Source organism: Methylobacterium sp. WL119 (assembly GCF_008039875.1).
Lineage (GTDB): Bacteria > Pseudomonadota > Alphaproteobacteria > Rhizobiales > Beijerinckiaceae > Methylobacterium.
The window spans coordinates 58,047-75,969 of the sequence record NZ_VRUU01000009.1; the positions used below are offsets into that span (position 1 = coordinate 58,047).

General features: G+C 70.9%; 17 protein-coding genes and 1 riboswitch. Of the genes, 7 read left to right on the forward strand and 10 right to left on the reverse strand.

What is annotated here, in order from left to right; genetic code table 11:
* Positions 1-19: 19 nt before the first annotated feature.
* From FV227_RS06430 to FV227_RS29725, 5 genes are all read right to left on the reverse strand, one after another.
* The gene (locus FV227_RS06430) at positions 20-1,510 is read right to left on the reverse strand and encodes a PepSY domain-containing protein (RefSeq protein ID WP_246686361.1); all 1,491 of its coding nucleotides are present in this window, start codon (positions 1,508-1,510) and stop codon (positions 20-22) included.
* A gap of 1 nt (position 1,511) precedes the next feature.
* Positions 1,512-3,683 carry a TonB-dependent siderophore receptor gene (locus FV227_RS06435; RefSeq protein ID WP_246686367.1) on the reverse strand — a complete coding sequence of 724 codons (2,172 nt, stop codon included), beginning with the start codon at positions 3,681-3,683 and terminating at the stop codon, positions 1,512-1,514.
* 335 nt (positions 3,684-4,018) lie between these two features.
* A riboswitch (cobalamin riboswitch) is annotated at positions 4,019-4,227 on the reverse strand.
* Positions 4,228-4,311: 84 nt separating this feature from the next.
* Positions 4,312-5,547: a phosphatase domain-containing protein gene (locus FV227_RS06440; protein ID WP_147729426.1), complete on the reverse strand. Its 1,236-nt coding sequence runs from the start codon at positions 5,545-5,547 to the stop codon at positions 4,312-4,314.
* A 61-nt stretch (positions 5,548-5,608) separates the two neighbouring features.
* Positions 5,609-6,595 carry a site-specific tyrosine recombinase XerD gene (locus FV227_RS06445; protein WP_281406254.1) on the reverse strand — a complete coding sequence of 329 codons (987 nt, stop codon included), beginning with the start codon at positions 6,593-6,595 and terminating at the stop codon, positions 5,609-5,611.
* Complete coding sequence (locus tag FV227_RS29725) at positions 6,592-6,744, reverse strand: histidine kinase (RefSeq protein WP_147730042.1); 153 nt, start codon at positions 6,742-6,744, stop codon at positions 6,592-6,594. The genes FV227_RS06445 and FV227_RS29725 overlap by 4 nt, the downstream gene beginning before the upstream one ends.
* Positions 6,745-7,082: 338 nt before the next feature.
* On the opposite strand from FV227_RS29725, the gene FV227_RS06450 reads away from it, so the two are divergent.
* The 5 genes from FV227_RS06450 (at position 7,083) to FV227_RS06470 (ending at position 12,944) form a co-directional block, all read left to right on the forward strand.
* Positions 7,083-7,688, forward strand: a complete 606-nt coding sequence (locus FV227_RS06450) for a shikimate kinase (RefSeq protein WP_147727186.1) — start codon at positions 7,083-7,085, stop codon at positions 7,686-7,688.
* A gap of 7 nt (positions 7,689-7,695) precedes the next feature.
* Positions 7,696-8,814 (forward strand): 3-dehydroquinate synthase, encoded by a 1,119-nt coding sequence (gene aroB / locus FV227_RS06455; protein ID WP_147858582.1) that lies wholly within the window; start codon positions 7,696-7,698, stop codon positions 8,812-8,814.
* Between the two features lie 81 nt (positions 8,815-8,895).
* A complete protein-coding gene (locus tag FV227_RS06460) occupies positions 8,896-10,155 on the forward strand; it encodes a glycosyltransferase family 87 protein (protein WP_147858583.1) in 1,260 nt (419 codons plus the stop codon).
* A gap of 113 nt (positions 10,156-10,268) precedes the next feature.
* A complete protein-coding gene (locus tag FV227_RS06465; RefSeq protein WP_147858584.1) occupies positions 10,269-11,567 on the forward strand; it encodes an HlyC/CorC family transporter in 1,299 nt (432 codons plus the stop codon).
* 177 nt (positions 11,568-11,744) lie between these two features.
* The gene (locus FV227_RS06470) at positions 11,745-12,944 is read left to right on the forward strand and encodes a GGDEF domain-containing protein (protein WP_147727190.1); all 1,200 of its coding nucleotides are present in this window, start codon (positions 11,745-11,747) and stop codon (positions 12,942-12,944) included.
* On the opposite strand, the gene FV227_RS06475 is transcribed toward FV227_RS06470, so the two are convergent.
* The gene (locus FV227_RS06475; protein WP_147858585.1) at positions 12,929-13,921 is read right to left on the reverse strand and encodes a nitronate monooxygenase family protein; all 993 of its coding nucleotides are present in this window, start codon (positions 13,919-13,921) and stop codon (positions 12,929-12,931) included. The two genes, FV227_RS06470 and FV227_RS06475, sit on opposite strands and share 16 nt — an antisense overlap.
* Positions 13,922-14,176: 255 nt before the next feature.
* Between FV227_RS06475 and FV227_RS06480 the strand changes: the two genes are divergently transcribed.
* Positions 14,177-14,806 carry a pyridoxamine 5'-phosphate oxidase family protein gene (locus tag FV227_RS06480; RefSeq protein ID WP_281406253.1) on the forward strand — a complete coding sequence of 210 codons (630 nt, stop codon included), beginning with the start codon at positions 14,177-14,179 and terminating at the stop codon, positions 14,804-14,806.
* Between the two features lie 46 nt (positions 14,807-14,852).
* Here FV227_RS06480 and bfr read toward each other — a convergent pair whose 3' ends face one another.
* The 3 genes from bfr to ruvA form a co-directional block, all read right to left on the reverse strand.
* Entirely contained in the window at positions 14,853-15,350 is a 498-nt protein-coding gene (gene bfr / locus FV227_RS06485; RefSeq protein WP_147727192.1) for a bacterioferritin, read from the reverse strand.
* A 48-nt stretch (positions 15,351-15,398) separates the two neighbouring features.
* Positions 15,399-15,677 (reverse strand): (2Fe-2S)-binding protein, encoded by a 279-nt coding sequence (locus FV227_RS06490; RefSeq protein WP_147841606.1) that lies wholly within the window; start codon positions 15,675-15,677, stop codon positions 15,399-15,401.
* Positions 15,678-15,907: 230 nt separating this feature from the next.
* Complete coding sequence (ruvA, locus tag FV227_RS06495) at positions 15,908-16,525, reverse strand: Holliday junction branch migration protein RuvA (protein WP_147841607.1); 618 nt, start codon at positions 16,523-16,525, stop codon at positions 15,908-15,910.
* A gap of 176 nt (positions 16,526-16,701) precedes the next feature.
* Here ruvA and FV227_RS06500 point away from each other — a divergent pair, with 176 nt between their 5' ends.
* Positions 16,702-17,328, forward strand: a complete 627-nt coding sequence (locus FV227_RS06500; RefSeq protein WP_147727195.1) for a YceI family protein — start codon at positions 16,702-16,704, stop codon at positions 17,326-17,328.
* A gap of 6 nt (positions 17,329-17,334) precedes the next feature.
* Here the strand turns inward: FV227_RS06500 and ruvC are convergent, their stop codons facing one another.
* The gene (ruvC, locus tag FV227_RS06505; protein ID WP_147841608.1) at positions 17,335-17,898 is read right to left on the reverse strand and encodes a crossover junction endodeoxyribonuclease RuvC; all 564 of its coding nucleotides are present in this window, start codon (positions 17,896-17,898) and stop codon (positions 17,335-17,337) included.
* Between the last annotated feature and the right edge of the window lie 25 nt (positions 17,899-17,923).

Consider the following 17,923-nt stretch of genomic DNA (forward strand, 5'->3'; position numbering starts at 1 on the left):
CGAGGGGATCGGCCCGCACTCAAGCCGGGCGCGATCCGGCCGCCGGCCGTCTCAGCCGGCGCCAGCCCATCGCCACGCCCGAGCCCGCGATCACCGATCCGGCCGCGAGCAGCAGCAGCATGACCCCGTCCCAGGCGGGCCGGTGGCGCAGGAGGATGCCGAGATCGAGGGTGTGCAGCAGGTCGAAGCCCCAGCGCTCGACGCGGCCCGACCGGTCGAGCCGGTTCAGGATCTCGCCGGTCTCGAGATCGATGTGGAACCACGTCGCCGCCGGGTCGTCGAACACCACCCGGAGCACCGGCAGGCGCCGGGCGCGGTGGTGCGACGTCCAGTAGAAGTCCTCGTGCTCGAGCCGAGAGGTCGTCATCGATCGAGCCTCCGGGACCAGGCGGCGCGCGGCGGCGTCCAGCCGGTCGGGCGCGACCGGCGCCGTTCCGCAGCAGGCGATCTCCCGTCCGTCGCGGCAGGCGATCACCGCGAGCGGCGCACCGCCGAGCCAGGTGAACCGCACCTCCGCCGCATCCGTGCAGGCGCGCTGGCGGATCGCGGCGCGGTCGAGCCCGGTGCGGGCGCCGGGTGCGTCGGCGTAGCGTTCGAGAATCGCCTGCGACGGGCTGAAGGAGGAGAACCAGCGGTTCGGGTTCATCGAGAGCCAGCCGCTGACGATGAAGCTCAACAGCGCGAGCCCGCCGATCAGGCCGCCGAGATGATGCCAGCGCGCGAGGCCGCGATAGGGCGTCACCGCGCCGGAGCGATAGCGTCGGGCGATCCGGATCCGCAGGAGTCCGAGCACGAACCCGGTGACGGCCCCGACCATCGCGATCCCCGAGACCCACACGATCACCGTGCGCCACAGCGCGGCCTGCGCCCGCAGCGGCGTGACGTAGAGCCAGTGCGGGACGGCGCCGAACCAGTTCCAGAACCGCTCGTGCGCCGTGGTGTCGAGCACCACGGCACCGGTCGGCTGCGAGACGTAGAGCTCGGTGCCGTCCGCATCGCCGAGCGCGATGCGGTGGAGCGGGCGCACCGCATCGTAGCGCTGGTGCACCGTCCACAGGTCGTAGGCGAGCGTGTCGCGGTAGGCCGGGCGCAGGCTGCGCGGATCGTGGCCGGCGATGGCGAGGGCCTCGTCCGGTGACGCGGGGCCGATCGCCCGGCCGTCGACCGCGGAGACGGCGCGGCGGGACCCGTCCCAACGCGCGACCCGGTAGACCGGCTCGGCCCCCCGCATCGACAGGCTCAGCGCCCGGGGAAAGCCGGGCTCGTCGGCCAATGCCGCGTCCGGCGAGACCCGCACCGCGTCCCAGGCGATCGCGGGCAGCCCGGCCCGGCGCTCGGGCTCGGTCAGCGACGGGTAGGCGACGTACATCATCACCACGCCGCTCACGAACCACGTCGTGAAGAACAGCCCCGTGACGATGCCGAGCCAGCGATGGCCGAGATGCAGCCACCGCTTCCCCGTCTTGCCAAGCTTAGCGAGCTTGGCGAGCATGCGCGCCGTGGAGGCCATCTCAGAACGCCGTCGTGAAGGCGACCTCGAACGAGCGCGGTCGCCCGAGGAGCCAGTTTGTGCCGACCCCGTCCACCGCGTTTCCGCTGATCGCGTAGACCTTGTCGAACAGGTTGAAGACGCGGAAGGACAGGCGCGAGGCCGGCGTGACCTGATGGTCGAGGCCGAGGTTGACCAGCCCGTAGGCCGGGCGTCGCGCGGTGTTGCCGAAATCGCTGAACACCTCGCCGACGTACTGGAACCCGACCCGTGCTTCCCAGGTCGGCGCGAAGGCGTAATTGAGCCAGAGGTTGGCGACCCGCTCGGGCACGTCGATCGGCCGGTTGCCGGCGTACGAAATCGTCGCGCCGTTCACGGCCTGGTCGAAGGAATCGTACTGCGCGTGCAGCAGGGCGAGGTTCGCGTCGACCCGCCAGAGCGGCGTGACCTGCAGCGAGAGCGCCGCCTCGACCCCGTAGGAGGATTGCCGGCCGACCTGCGTCGAGACGTTCGGCTGGCCCGGCACCGCCGAGATCAGGTTGTCCTTGACGATGCGGTAGCCGGCGAGCGTCCACTCGCCTCGGCCGTCCCAGAACACGCCCTTTGCGCCGAGCTCGACCTGCTCGCCGGTGGAGAGCTTGAAGCCGGCCAGCGATTGCGACAGCGTGATCAGGCTGTTCACCGGGTCCGTGGCGGTGGCAACCTGCGCATAGAGCGCGGTGTCCGGCGTCGGGTTGAACACCAGCCCGAAGCGGTAGCCGAGGCCCTGGAAGGACTTCTCGAACTGCCCGTTGCTCATCAGGTTCTCGCGCTGCAGGGTCGAGGCATCGAACCGGACGCCGGACAGGAACGAGAGCTGGTCGGTGAGGATCAGCCGATCCTCGGCGAAGACTGAGGCCTGGTCGGTGCTCGTCGCGTAGGCCGGGCTGGCGCGGCCGTTCAGCGGGAACGAGCCCGGGTCGTAATCCGTCAGCGGGACGCTGGTGACGAGGCCCGATCCGACGGTCGAGAAGTTGTTGGTGTGCCGAAAGTCGATGTGGTTCACGTCGAAGCCGGCCAGGAACTCGTTGCGGAAGCCGAACAGCGTGCCCTTGAACGCGGCGTCGAACCGGTTCCCGAGCTGTTCCTGCTGGTGGTAGATTTCGGTGTAGTCGCTCCGGTCGACCAATCGCGTCGATCGGTTGAAGCGGTAGGTCTCGACGTCGAGCCAGTGGCGCCTGCTCTGCAGCCGGTAGGCGGTGTTGCGCACCGTGATGTCGGCGGTGGGCGTCCACTCCGTCTTGAGCTGGGTCCAGTTGTCCGCCCAGGTGATCTTGGCGTCGCGGACGTTGTAGTTCTTGAACCGGATGAAATCCGGGATGCGCCCGTCGACCAGCGGCGTGCCCCAGTAGCGCGCCGGCTCCTGATAGCCGAGGTCGTGGCTCAGGGTGAAGGCGAGGTCTGGCGTGGCCTGGAGCAGGATCGCGCCCGAGACCGCGAGGTTGCGGAAGTCGCCGTCCGGGCTGATCCAGCCGCCGGCGCGGTTGCCGCTGACGTTGAGGCGATAGGCCACCGCGTCGCCGATCGGGCCGCCGGAATCGAGGGCGAGCCGCGCGATCCCGTCCGATCCGAAGCCGGCCCGCACCAGGTTGATGGACGTGAAGGTCGGCTTCTTCGTCACCACGTTGATGACGCCGCCGATCGCCCCGTCGCCGTAGAGCACGGAGGCCGGCCCGCGCAGCACCTCGATGCGCTCGACGTTCCAGGTGTCGAACGGGAAGGTCACCGTGTTGGCGCCGACGAACAGCCGCGTGCCGTCGTAGAGCTGCTGGATCGAGTTCGGCCCCGAGAACCCGCGGCTGGTGAAGGCGCCGTTGCCGTTGCCCGGCGAGGCGATGGTGGTGATGCCGGTGGCGTTCTGCGTTACGGCGTCCGCGATCGTGTCCTGGCCGCGCAGCCGCGCGGTCTCGCCGGAGATGACGTCGACGCTGCCGGGGGTCTCCAGCGGCGTGAGGCCGAGGCGGCTCGCGCCGCGGTCGGGCGTGCGCAGGTTGAGGCCGACCGGCGCGGCGCGGCTCAAGCCGACGCCGTCGCCCGCGACCGTGAGGGTGTCGAGCACGACGCTCGCCGATTCGCCGGCGACCGGCTGGGCGCCGGCATCTCGCGGCGGAGCGAGGATGACGAGCGCCGTGCCGGCGAGGAGCGGGCAGCGCATCGCGCGCCCGAGGGAACGAGCGGTTTGCAGAAGAACGAGCATGGATCGGATTCGGCTCTATCGGCGCGACGCGACGGCCTGCCCGACCCTCGATCTACATCGAATGTAACAATGTTACAATTAGGCGATCGGCCGAACGCGGCTCGGCCGCCGGCGCACGGATGCCGGGCGGCTTCCTGTGCGTCGTTCGGCGCGGGTCTCGCGGTGGGCAAGGGCATGGAAGGGACCTGCGGACGCGTGTGGTGGCACGTCACCGCGAACGAGGCCGCCCCGCATGCGCCGCGCGGGCCCATGCGTCTCGACACCCGTCGAGGCACCCCGCCCGACGCGTTTCGCGTGTGACCACGACTGACGGCAGGTCTCCTGGCTCGCGGGTCGCTGCCCCTCATCGTCTTCCCAGGCGCCGTGACCCAGTGACGTGTTGATGGAGGCTCGCCGCTTACAGTTGCGGGGGCAGCCGCGGCATCGGAAAGGCTCCTCGGAGCCTCGTCCTCACCGCGTTCCCTTTTGATCCCCGAGGGGAACCGTCCTCGCCAAGTGGCTTCCGCGGTCCCGAAGAGTCAACGGCCGGAATCACGCTCCTGTGAAGTGTGACCCGGCGGCGACAGCGACGGCGCGCACGGTGGCGTTAGGTCGAGACATGCGATCCGTCCTGCGCCGACGCCTCGACGACGACGCTCGGCGGCAAGGTTCCTCCGGCGCCGCCGAGGACGGAGCCGAGGTCGCCCGGCAGGGCGGTCTCCGCGGTCAGCTCAGCCGGCTCGCCGCCGGCCGCGTGCTCGTCCGCCACCAGGGCGACCGCGCCCGGTGCGATCAGGCCGAGGCTCGCCGCGTGCCGGGCGATGGCGGTGCTGTCGGCGGCGATGACGAGGTGGCTCCCGGCGGCCGCGACGACCTGCGCCAGCGCCTCGATCTCGCGGATGCGGTCGGCGTCCCGCGACACGTTGCGGATGTAGACCGCCTTCACCCGGCCCGGATGGTCGGCGACGATCCGGCCGTAGACCTCCGGATCGTGCTGCCCGCTGTCGCCGATCAGCACGAAGGGCAGGTCGCGATACAGCGACAGCATGTGGACGATCAGGGCGCGCTTGTGATCCTCCGCCCGGCGGGGGAGGGGGTGTTTCCACGACAGGCCCCATTCGCGCAGGAACAGGATCGGGCCCACCGGGATGCCGTGGATCGTGAAGAACTCCGACAGCATCTCGTACAGGCCCCACGGCGCGCGCGAGACGTAGAGCATCGGATTGGCCTCGATGCCGTCCGGGCCGACGTAGAGGGCCCGGTAGAGCGCGGCGACGCCGGGGAAGGCGACGCGGTTCTCGGCATCCTCCACGAACAGCCGCCACAGCATCTTGGCCTTGTTGGCGACGCCCGTGCGCATCACCGTGTCGTCAATATCGCTGACCACGACGCAGCCGGTGGCGCCCGGCGGCACGAACACCTGCCCCCGCGCCCGCACCGGCGGCTCCGCCTCGAGCGTGAGGTCGACGTCGTGCCAGCCATGGTCGCCCGCGGGCAACGCCTCCGGGCTGAGATGGACGCGGAAGTAGCCGTCGCGGTCGGTCTCAACCCGCGCCTGCGCGCCGCCGAAGCGGGCGGTGACGGCGGCGTCCTTCAGCGCCCGCCGCGCGATCCGCCGGGCGATGTCCCGCAGCTGCGCGCGCAGGCTCTCGTCGCCCGGTGCCGTATCGGGGTGGGATTGGCGGAAGATGCGGCCGATCAGGAAGATCTCGTCGGCGGAGCCGTAGCCGCGATAGGGCTCGATGACGATGCCGCCGCGCCCCTGCGCCCGGCGGACCGGGCGGGCGACGAGCTTCAGCGCCCGGACCGCGCCCTTCCTCCAACGCCGCAAACGCACTCCCATCGCCGATCGCCCGCTTCCGTCGCCTGAGCCGGTCAACGCCGCAAGCGGCGGATCGGAGCCCTCACGGCTGCACCTCCGGTGCGCCGTCGGGGCCGGAGGGCTCGTCCATCAGCGGATGCAGGTCGCGGACCATGCTCTTCAGGCGGTCGTCGAGGACGTGCGTGTAGATCTGCGTCGTCGAGATGTCGGCGTGGCCGAGCAGCTCCTGCACGATCCGCAGGTCGGCGCCGTTGTGCAGCAGGTGACTGGCGAAGGCGTGGCGCAGCACGTGCGGGCTGACCTTGTCGGCGCGCAGGCCCGCGGCCTCCGCCGCCGCCTTTAGGTCGCGGGCGAAGGCCTGCCGGGTGAGATGGCCGCTCTCGCTGTCGGCGGGAAACAGCCACGGCGCATCGCTCGGCGAGGCGGCGAGGTGCCGGCGCATCGCGTCGCGCGCCAGCTCGGTGAGCGGCACGAGCCGTTCGCGCCCACCCTTTCCCCGCACCACGAGGTAGCGCTCGCGGGTCGAGGCGGCCGAGCGCGGAAGCGCGATCAGCTCGGAGACGCGCAGGCCCGTGGCGTAGAGCAGCTCGAGCAGGCACAGCATCCGCTGCGCCCGCCGCGCCTGGCCCGGCGCCTCGGCCTCGACCGCCGCATCGATCTGTGCGCGCGCCGTCGCGAGCAGCCGGTCGACTTCGGCGACCGACAGCACCTTCGGCAGCGCGCGGCCGCGGCGCGGGCCGGTGAGCGGCGCGCTCGGATTGGATTCGGCCAGCCCTTCTGCGTAGAGGAACTTGTGGAAGCCGCGGATGCAGGAGAGCCGCCGGGCGGCGGAGGCCGGCTTCAGGCCACGCGGCTCGAGGGAGGCGACGTAGGCGCGGAGGTCCGCCGCCTCGATCTCGGCGAGGTCGAGGCCCTCGTCGGCGAGGTGACCGAAGTAGTCGTCGAGATCGCGCCGGTAGGCTTCGAGTGTGTTCTTCGCCGCTCCGCGCTCGGCGGCCAGCATGTCGAGGTAGGCCGCGATCTCGGGCGGCGTCCGCCGCTCGGCCTCGGGCGGACGCTCCTCCCTCACCGGCCGCCCGGCTGGAGCTTCGAGGCGGGGATGGTCACGCTCATTTCCCGCGGCGTCGGCGTCACGAAGGTCGCGAGCGCGAACATGCCGGCGAAGACGAGGCCGGCCAGGATCGCGAGGGTGGCGAAGAAACGGAATAGGGTCGGCACAGCGGTCGAACCTCGGGGCACGCGGACGCGATGGAGCAGGGCGCAGCGGGGACTTAAGTTTTGCGCCGCGGCGACCCGGGTTGCACCATGCCGCCGCCGCGCTGGCAAGGCCCGGAAGGCCACATCCTGCGCCCGTCTCGCCGCGACGATGGGCCGGCGCATCGGGCCGGCTCCACGCCGTCTCCGGGCCCTTTCCGAGATTTCAGGGGGCGGCGGCCGCGGGCCCGACCGCATGGGTGATAACCCCGCAGACTTGGTATAAGACCCGGGACACCGCCGCACCCGCTCCCAGCCCCGTCGCCGACCCGCCCTTTGCCGTCCATGCCGAGCCCCGCCCGATGACCACGCCCGAGCCGATGGGCGATCCGATCGAAGCGCGCCTGCGCCGGGCCCTCGGCTCGCGCTCGATCGTGCTCGTGGGCCTGATGGGAGCGGGCAAGAGCACCGTCGGCCGCCGCCTCGCGAGCCGGCTCGGCCTGATTTTCAAGGACGCCGACATCGAGATCGAGGCGGCCGCCGGCCTGACCATCCCCGACATCTTCGCGATCTACGGCGAGCCGAGCTTTCGCGACGGCGAGGAGCGCGTGATCTCGCGCCTGCTGCGGGCGGGGCCTCTGGTCCTGGCCACCGGCGGCGGCGCGTTCATGCGCGAGTCGACCCGCGCGCGGATCGCGGAATCGGGCGTGTCGGTCTGGCTCAAGGCCGAGCTCGACGTGCTGATGCGGCGGGTGCGCAAGCGCGGCAACCGCCCGCTGCTCCAGACCGAGGATCCCGAGCGGACCATGCGCGACCTGATGGACCTGCGCCATCCGGTCTATGCCGCCTCCGACGTGACCGCGCTGTCCCGCGACGTCGCCCACGACCGCGTCGTGCAGGACGTGCTCGAAGCCCTCGACGCCTACCTCAACCCGCCGGACGAGAGCCGCGCGGTCGCCGCGCAGTGAAGCTGTCATGACCGAGCCCCTCGCCGTCCACGTCCCCCTCGACCGGGGCCGCGACTACGACATCCTGATCGGGCGCGGCCTCATCGCCGGCGCCGGCGCGCGCGTGGCGGCGCTGGGCGGCAAGGCGGCGGTGATCGTCAGCGACGAGACCGTGGCTTCGCTTTACGGCGACGCCCTGCGGAGGAGCCTGGAGGAAGCGGGCCTGCGCTCCGCACTCGTCGCGGTGGCGCCGGGCGAGGCCTCGAAATCCTACGCGACCTACGCGTCGGTCTGCGACGGCCTGCTCGCCCACAAGGTCGAGCGCGGCGACCTCGTGGTCGCCCTCGGCGGCGGCGTCGTCGGCGATCTCGCGGGCTTCGCCGCGGCGACCCTGCGGCGCGGCGTGCGCTTCGTGCAGGTGCCGACGAGCCTGCTCGCCCAGGTCGATTCCTCGGTCGGCGGCAAGACCGGGATCAATTCGCCGCTCGGCAAGAACCTGATCGGCGCCTTCCACCAGCCCCGCCTCGTGCTCGCCGACACCGCGACCCTCGACACACTCTCGGAGCGCGAGATGCGGGCGGGCTACGCCGAGGTCGCCAAGTACGGGCTGATCGGCGATGCCGGCTTCTTCGACTGGTGCGAGGCCCATTGGCGCGGGATCTTCTCCGGCGGGCCGGAGCGCGACGAGGCGGTGGCGATCTGCTGCTGCGCCAAGGCCGGCGTCGTCGTCCGCGACGAGCGCGAGGACGGCGAGCGCGCCCTCTTGAATCTCGGCCACACCTTCGGCCACGCGCTGGAACGCCTCACCGGCTACGAGTCGGCCCGCCTCGTCCACGGCGAGGGCGTCGCGATCGGGCTGGCGCTGGCGTTCCGCTTCTCGGCCCGTCTCGGCCTGTGCGCGGGCCAGGATGCGGGCCGCGTCGCCAACCACCTCGCGCTCGCCGGCCTGCCGACCACCCTCCAGGCCGTGCCCGGCGGCTGCGGCGACGCCAACGCGCTGCTCGACGCGATGGCGCAGGACAAGAAGGTGAAGGATGGCGCGCTGACCTTCATCCTCGCCCGCGGCATCGGCCGGAGCTTCATCGCGCCGGGAATCGAGCGGGACGCGGTGCGCGCCTTCCTGCAGGACGAGCTGCGGGCCGGCTGAGCCCGATCCGCATTAACCGCGGCGGAACCTCGCGGCCCTATCGTCGCCGCGCTGGCGCTCGGCCAGGATTCGGGTCGGACCATGGGCGCGTCGCAGGGTGTCAGCGCGTCGGAGCGCTTCGCGGCCAGCCTGCGGGAACGTCTCGCCGACGATGCCGGCCTGCTCCGCTTCGCGCGCCTGGCCGCCGCATTCCTGGTTCCGACGATCCTAGCGCTGGCCTACCTCGCCTTCGGCACCGGACCCGATCCGCGCCACAACTGGCTCGGCGACGTGATGGGCAGCGATCTTGCCCAGGTCTGGGTGGTCGGCCGGACGGCGCTGGGCGGACGCGCGACGGAGGCCTACGACCTGCCGGTGCACCTTCAGAACCTCGCTGCGGCCTTCGGGCCGGAATGCCGGTTCGCGTGGCATTACCCGCCGGTGTTCCTTCTGGCGGCGTCCCCCCTTGCGTTGCTGAGCCCGCAAGGGGCCTTCCTCGTCTGGATCACCCTCTCGCTCGCGATCTTCGCCGCTGCGCTCCACCGTGCGACCGGGCGGCGCGACGCGGTGCTGATCGGGCTCGCGCACCCGCTGGTGCTCTGCAATCTCGCGTACGGCCAGAACGGCCTCGTCACCGCTGGATTGCTGACGCTCGGAGCGATGCTGGTCGACCGGCGGCCCTGGCTCGCCGGTCTCTGCTTCGGGCTCGTCGCCTACAAGCCGCAACTCGCAGCGCTGGCGCCGTTCCTGCTGCTCATGACGGGCCGCCGACAGGCGCTCGCCGCCTGCCTCGCCACGGCGCTGGCCCTGTGCCTCGCCTCGGTCGTCCTGTTCGGGCTCGCGCCCTGGCAGGCCTTCGTCGCGAGCCTGTCGGAGACCAACCGGATCATCCTGCAGGAGGCCGGCGCCGGCCTCGATCTCAACGCCAGCGCCTTCGGCGCGGTCCGGCTGGCCGGCGGCTCGTTCGCAGCGGCCTGGACGCTGCAGATCGGCGCGAGCCTCGCGGCGCTCGCGGTCGCCTGGCGGGTCTGGGCCGGCAACGGCGACCTCGGCCTGCGCGCCGCGACGTTGCTCGCCGCGGCTCCGATGGTCTCGCCCTACGTGCCGGTCTACGACCTCGTCCCTCTGGTTCCAGCGACGATCCTCCTCGCGATCGCCGCCCACCGCGCCGGCGGCCTGCACGACCGCGAGCGGGCCTTGATGCTCGCCGCCCCCTTCGTCGCGCTGCTGCGCCCGGCGATGGCGGCGACGAGCCTCCCCTTCGGCTTCCTCCTCGGCCTCGCGACGCTCGCCTGCATCGCCGCGCGGGCGCTGCAGCGCCCCGTGCCGCGCCTGGGACCGGCGGTGCCGGCCAAATCCTGACCCTACGCGCCCGGCGATAGGGCAATCCGGCGCCGAATCCCCTATGAGGGATGTCGCCGTCGCGCCTCGATCCCGAGCCTGCCGCGACGGCATGAGCTCGAAAACCCGGCGCGATGGAAACCTACACCGACCTCTGGCTGGCCGCGAGCATCGTCGTGATCTCGCTGCTGCTCTCGGCCTTTTTCGCGGGCGCGGAGACCGCCTTCACCGCCGCGTCCCGCGCGCGGATGCATTCCCTGGAGGAGGCGGGGGATGCGCGGGCGGGCATCGTCAACCGCATCCTGGCGATCCGCGAGCGCTTCATCGGCGCGATGCTGATCGGCTACAACATCGTCGCGATCGGCGCCTCCGCCTTCATGACGAGCGTGCTGACCGCGGTCTTCGGCAAGAGCGGCGTCATCTACGCCACCGTCGGCATGTCGGTGCTGGTGATCGTCTTCGCCGAGGTGCTGCCGAAGACGCTCGCCATCTCGAAGCCCGACAAGGCGGCCCTGATGATGGCCCGCCCCGTCGCCTTCGCGGTCACGGTGATGGGCCCGGCGGCGCTCGCGATCGAGAGCCTGGTGCGGCTGATGCTGCGCCCGTTTGGCGTCACGATCGGCGACCACCAGTCGATCCTGTCACCGACCGAGGAGATCCGCGGGCAGGTCGCGCTGCTGCACCGCGAGGGCGGGGTGGCCAAGGCCGAGCGCGACATGCTCGGCGGCCTGCTCGACCTCAACGACCTCTCGGTCTCGGAGGTGATGGTCCACCGCACCAAGATGCGGATCATCAACGCCGACCTGCCCTCCGAGGAGATCGTGCGCGAGGTGCTGGCCTCGCCCTACACACGGATGCCGCTGTGGCGCGGCACCACGGAGAACGTCGTCGGCGTGCTGCATGCCAAGGACCTGCTCCGGGCCCTCGACGCGGCCGGCGGCGACGCGTCCGGCCTCAAGGTCGAGGCGCTGGCGCTCGAGACCTGGTTCGTGCCGGACACCACCAGCCTGCGCGACCAGCTCAAGGCCTTCCTCTCGAAGAAGACCCACTTCGCCCTCGTCGTCGACGAGTACGGCGAGGTGATGGGCCTCATCACCCTGGAGGACATCCTGGAGGAGATCGTCGGCGACATCGCCGACGAGCACGACGTCACCGTCTCGGGCGTGCGGCCGCAGGGCGACGGCTCGGTCAACGTCGACGGCGGCGTGCCGATCCGCGACCTCAACCGGGCGATGGACTGGAACCTGCCGGACGAGGAGGCGACCACCATCGCCGGGCTCGTCATCCACGAGGCGCGCGCCATCCCCGACCAGGGAACCGCCTTCAACTTCCACGGCTTCCGCTTCCAGGTCCTGCGCAAGGCGAAGAATCGCATCACGACCCTGCGGATCACGCCGCTGGAGCCGACGGGGAGCAAGCGTGGCGACGGATGAAGGATTTGGCCCGTCATCCCGATAACCTATGTTATGGAGTTTTGATATCAGTCAGGTCTGATACGGGCGTTTAGATGTTGTTTATGCTCTAGTTTGATGTTGTGCTCAGTTTCGGGTGCCGTATCACATGTGTGGTCTCGGCCATCGGAGTGATCGTCGGGAGACGTCAAGCGGACCATGCGTCTCGACATCGCGACCCTTCTACTGGTGACCTTCGTCCTCACGTTCCTCGTGGGCGTGCTCTTCGTGCTGTCGTGGGTCCAGGCACGTCGGACGCACGCCCTCGCGATCTGGGGCGTCGCGCACCTCGTCGGCGCGATCGCCTCCGGCGGGCTGGCCCTGCGCGGCACGATCCCCGACTGGCTCTCCATCGGCGTCGCCAACGCGATGATGATCGCCGCCTACGGTCTGATCTGGAGCGGCGTGCGGGCTTTCGAGGGGCGGAGCCTGCGCCTGTCGATCGCGATCCTGAGCGGCGGCGCCTTCGCGGCGGCCTGCCTCGTCCCGGCGTTCTACGGCTCGATCGCGGCGCGGGTCGTCCTTGCCTCGTCGATCGCAACCCTCTTCTGCGCGGCGAGCGCCTACGAGATCTGGCGCGGCCGGGCGGAACGGCTGGTCTCGCGCTACCCCGCGATGATCCTGCTGTGCATCTACGGGCTCTGCTACGCGGTTCGGATCCCCGCAGCCTTCCTCGCCCCCCTGCCGACCAGCCCAGACGCCCTGCAATCGCGCTGGGTCGCGATCCTGTGCTTTGCCGCGATGCTGTTCACGATCGCCATCGCCTTCACCTTCATGGCGCTGACCAAGGAGCGGGCCGAGCGGGCACAGCGGCTCGCCGCATCGGTCGATCCGCTGACCGGCATCGCCAACCGCCGCGCCTTCGTGCTGGAGGCCGAGGCGATGCTGGCGCGGCCCTTGCCGAGCGCGCTGCTGCTGTTCGACCTCGATCACTTCAAGCGTGTGAACGACACCTACGGCCACGCGGTCGGCGACGGGGTGCTGGTCGGTTTCTGCGCCCTGGGGCGGGCCTTGCTGCCGGGCGATCGCGCGTTCGGCCGGCTCGGTGGCGAGGAGTTCGCGTGCCTGATCCCGGTCCAGACCCCGGAGGCCGCCCGGCGCGAGGCGGTCCGCTTCGGCCGCGCCTTCGCCGCCCTGCGCCTGCCGACGCTGCCGCACCTCGAGGTCAGCTGCAGCATCGGCGTGGCGGTGAGCACGCCGGGACATGAGCGTTTCGACGACCTGATGCGCCGGGCCGACCTCGCGCTCTACCGCGCCAAGCGCAACGGCCGCAGCCGGACGGAACTGGCCGAGGCGGACGGTCCGGATGTGCAGGCCGCCCGAAATCGGCGACTGCCTTGGCCTCAGGCAGCCGAGTAGGCTGCGGCCCCCAGGCGTGCGCGGGCAGCCGCGTATTCGCGCGCGAGCCGTGCGACCACGTCCGCCACGGGCGGCGCGTCCGCGATCGTCCCGACGCCCTGGCCGGCACCCCACACGTCGCGCCACGGCTTCGCCCGGCTGCTGCCGAAGTTCATCGCGCTCTTGTCGACATCCGGCAGGCTCTCGGGATCGAGCCCGGCGGCGCGGATGCTGGGGCTCAGGTAGTTTCCGGGCACGCCGGTGAAGAACGGGGTGTAGAGGATGTCGGCGGCCGCGCTTTCCGCGATCATCGCCTTGTAGCCGTCGGCGGCGTTGGCCTCCGCCGTCGCGATGAAGCGCGTGCCCATGTAGGCGAGGTCGGCGCCCATCGCCTGTGCGGCGAGGATCGCGCTGCCGGTGGTGATCGCCCCCGACAGGATGATCGGCCCGTCGTAGAAGCGCCGCACCTCGCCGAGCAGGGCGAACGGGCTCAGCGTGCCGGCATGCCCGCCCGCGCCGGCGCAGACCAGGATCAGCCCGTCGACGCCGGCCTCCAGCGCCTTCTCCGCGTGCCGGACGGTGGTGACGTCGTGGAACACCACGCCGCCGTAACCGTGGATCGGCCGCACCACGGCGTCGGGCGCCCTGAGCGAGGTGATGACGATCGGGACCGCGTGGGCGACGCAGGCGGCGACGTCCCGGGCCAGCCGGTCGTTCGAGGCGTGGACGATCTGGTTGACCGCGAACGGCGCGATCCGCCGCGTCGGCTCGGCCGCCCGCGCCGCGGCGAGCGTGCCGGTGATGAGCGACAGCCAGGTGTCGAGGCGTTCGGCCGGCCGGGCATTCAGCGCTGGAAACGACCCGACGATGCCCGACAGGCACTGGGCGATTACGAGGTCGGGCTCCGACACGATGGACAGCGGCGCGGCGATCACCGGCAGGGCCAGCGTGCCGCGCAGCGCCGGGGGCAGCCGTTCGTTCGATGCGGATTCGATCATGCGCCCTGCCTCTCGATCGTCGCGGCGAGGATCAAGGGCCGGGCGGTCGCGCCGTCAAGGCTCCGATGCAGGTTTGCCGACGACATCGACGGACACCGGCGTCGGCCGTCGCCAGGCCGTGGCGCGGGTTGTGCAGCCCGGGGCCGAGGTGCAGGCTCGGTCGGAGCCGGTCCGGTCTCGCGCGGCGATCGCGCGTGCCGGCCGGCTCGAGGCCATGTCAGAGGGCCGCGACGGCCCGAACCCGGAGGATGCCGCTTGAGCGGGACGATCGACGACACGATTCTCGGCGTTCCCGAGGCGTTGCGCACGCATGTCGGCGCGATCAGGCCGATGGCCGAGCACAAGGTGCTCCCGCGGCTCGATCACTTCGCGCGCGATTTCATCGTGCTCTCGCCCTTCCTGGTGCTCGCCTCGATGGACGCGGAAGGCCGGGCCGACGCGAGCCCGCGCGGCGACGCTCCCGGCTTCGTCCGGATCCTCGACGACGCGACGTTGCTGATCCCGGACCGCCGCGGCAACAACCGCGTCGACAGCTTCGGCAACGTGCTCGGCAATCCCGGGGTCGGGCTGATCTTCTTCGTGCCGGGCATCGACGAGACGCTGCGGGTGAACGGGCGCGCGGCGCTGGTCACGTCGGCCGAGATGCTCGCGCCCCTGGTCGCCCAGGGCAAGGTCCCGGTGACGGGTCTGCGCGTCGCGGTGGAGGAGGTGTTCTTCCACTGCGCCAAGGCGCTGATGCGGGCCAAGCTGTGGTCGCCGGAGGCGCAGGTCGAGCGCAAGAGCTTCCCGAGCCTCGGGCGCATCCTCGCCGAGCAGACCGGCACCGTGAGCGTCGCCGATGCCGAGCGCTCGACCGAGGAGGCCTACCGCACCCGGCTCTACTGAGCATCGCGCGGGATCGCCGGAGGTCCCCGGCGATCCCGCATCCCGTTCATTCGGCTTCGGGGGCGATCGGCTCCAGGCCGCCGACGTGGCGCTGGGCGTAAAGCGGCAGGCCGATCTGGCGGATCAGTTCCTGCTGGGTCTCGAGGAAGTCGATGTGGCCTTCCTCGTCCTCGGCCAGATCCTCGAATAGGCGCTTCGACACCCGGTCGTTGATCGAATCGCAGTACTTGGCGGCTTCGAGGTAGAGCGCGCGGGCCTCGCACTCGGCGGCGAGATCGCAGGCGATGATCTCCTCGACGTTCTGGCCGATCCGCAGGGGATCGAGCTCCTGGAGGTTGGGGAAGCCGTCGAGGAACAGGATCCGGTCGACGAACCGGTCTGCGTGGTTCATCTCCTCGATCGATTCCTTGCGCCAGAACTTGGCGAGGTCGATGTAGCCCCAGTCGTTGAGCATCCGGAAGTGGAGCCAGTACTGGCTCACAGCGGTCAGCTCGCTGCGCAAGCCGCGGTTGAGATACTCGATGACTTTGATGTCGCCCTTCATGAAACCCGTTCTCCCCTTGGCCGTGCGAGGGAAAAGCCGGGCTACGCCTCAGGCGGCGATCCCCTCCTCTGCAGGCTGGACCTTTCCCAAACTGCAGCCGGTTGCGCAACCCGTCGCGCAGGCATGGGCGTCCTGTCCCGCCTCGAGCGCCGCGGCGGCGAGGGCGTTCTGCATGATCGAGCGGATCGTGCGGGCGCAACGCCCGCATTTCGGGCTGCAGCCGAGGCAGGCGTAGACCTGGGCCGGCGTGCGTGGGCAGCCAGGACCCGGGCCGAGACACCCGCGCACGGCGCCATCCGAGAGGACGTTGCAGGAACAGACGATCATACGATCCAAAACCCGATGGCTGGAGGCTCGTTTCCTTCGACGCCCTCGAATCGTTCGAGAGCGCTCGCCGTGCGTCGTCCCGGTCCTCGACCGTCGCCAGTTTAGAACTCTTGAAAACTAAGCGTTTTCAACGTGTTAGCGAACGCCACATGCCATCCGGCACCGTATGGGTCAAGGCTCCGGCGATCACGAGCGCACGATTGGATCGCGTCGTCGCGTTTCGCGGCTCCCTATTGCGCCAGCTCCTTCAGCGCGAGCCGGATGAGAACCTTCGCCTCGGCGTCCTCGCCGCCAGCCTTCAAGGCAGCGGCGACCGCGGCCGAGGCCTGGAGCTGGGCGTAGCCGAGGTTGACCAGCGCCGAGATCGCGTCGGCGACGGGCTGGGGCGCGGAGCGGTTCTCGACCGCGCCCGACAAGGCGATGAGCGCCGGATCGATCGGCGCGAAGGCCGGCGCCTTGTCCTTGAGTTCGGCCACCAGCCGGGCGGCCAGCCGCGGGCCGACGCCGGGCGCACGCGCGACGGCGGTCTTGTCGCCCATGGCGATCGCCGAGGCGAGCTGAGGCGGCTCCAGCACCGAGAGCAGCCCGAGGGCGACCTTGGAGCCGACGCCCTGCACGGTCTGGAGCAGGCGGAACCACTCGCGCTCGGCATCCGAGCGGAAGCCGTAGAGGCGGATCATGTCCTCGCGGACATGCGTCTCGATCGAAAGGACGGCCGGCTCGCCGGGCTTCGGCAGGCGCTGAAGCGTGCGCGCCGAGCAATGCACCTCGTACCCGACTCCCTGGACGTCGAGCAGGACGAAATCCCCGCCGTAGGAATCGACCACGCCCTTGAGCTTCCCGATCATGAAATCCCGATCATTCGCGCTGCCGCGTCCAGCGTGCCGTCCGCTGCCTACAGAATGCCGCGCATCGCCGCCATCCGGCGAAGCGTGGCGAGTCTTTCTGCAGGCCAGTCTTGAGAGCGGCCGAGCTTCGTGGGATCAGGGCAGGGAAACGGTCGGTTACAACCCAGGCGATCCCGATGCGCGGACCCTTGCTTCTCCTCGCCCTGGCACTCGCCCAGACGCTCGCCCTCTCGCCGGCGCGGGCCGCCGACACCGCGACTGCCCCCAGCGCCGACCCGACGCAGGTCCGGCCGGGCACCTACCGCCTCGATCCCGACCACGCCAAGATCACCTGGTCGCTGAGCCATCTCGGCTTCTCGACCTATTACGGGCAGATCACCGACGTCACCGGCGACGCGACCCTCGACCCCAAGGACGCGACCAAGATCCGGCTCAAGGTCACGATCGGCACCGACAGCATCACCGGCGTGAACCCGAAGCTCGACGCGCATCTCAAGGCGCCCGACTTCTTCGACACCGCGAAGTTCCCGAGCGCGACCTTCGCCGCCACCGCGGTCGAGGCGACGAGCCCGACCACGGCGCGCGTCACCGGCGACCTGACGCTGCGCGGCGTCACCAAGCCGGTCGCCTTCGACGCGACCTTCAACCAGGCCGGCATCCATCCCGTCGACAAGGCCTACACCGTCGGCTTCGACGGCCGCGCCGTGCTGAAGCGGTCGGACTTCGGCATCGACGCCTACCTGCCGATGCTCGGCGACGAGGTCGTCCTGCGCCTCGAAGGCGAGTTCAAGGCGGTGAACTGATCGGCCTCAGCCGAGCTTGGCCAACGCCGCCGCGATCCGCGCGGCGCCCGGCCCGGCCGCGCCGGGCGGCGGGTTGGCGCGCTTGAGCGCATGGGCGCCGCGATGGTTGACGTGGGTGATGGCGATGGCGAGCGCATCGGCCGCATCCGCCAGCTTGAACTCGGCCTTCGGCAACAGGAAGCGCACCATCGCCTGGATCTGCGCCTTCTCGGCATGCCCCGAGCCGCAGACCGACTTCTTGATCAGGTTCGCCGCGTACTCGAACACCGGCACGCCAGCGAGCGCCGGCACCAGCAGGGCGATGGCGCGGGCGTGCCCGAGCTTGAGCGTCGCCTGCGCGTCCTTGTTGACGAAGGTCTCCTCGACCGAAACCTCGTCGGGCGAGAAGTCCCGCACGACCCGGGTGATGCCCTCGTGCAATTCGCGCAGGCGCAGCGCCAGCGGCAGGTCGCCGTCCGAGGTGACGACGCCACAATCGACGTAGGCGAGCTTCGCCCCCGTCACCGTCACGACGCCCCAGCCGGTGCGGCGCAGGCCCGGATCGATGCCGAGGATGCGGATGGGCGTCATGAACCGGACCTTGGCCGCACGGCCG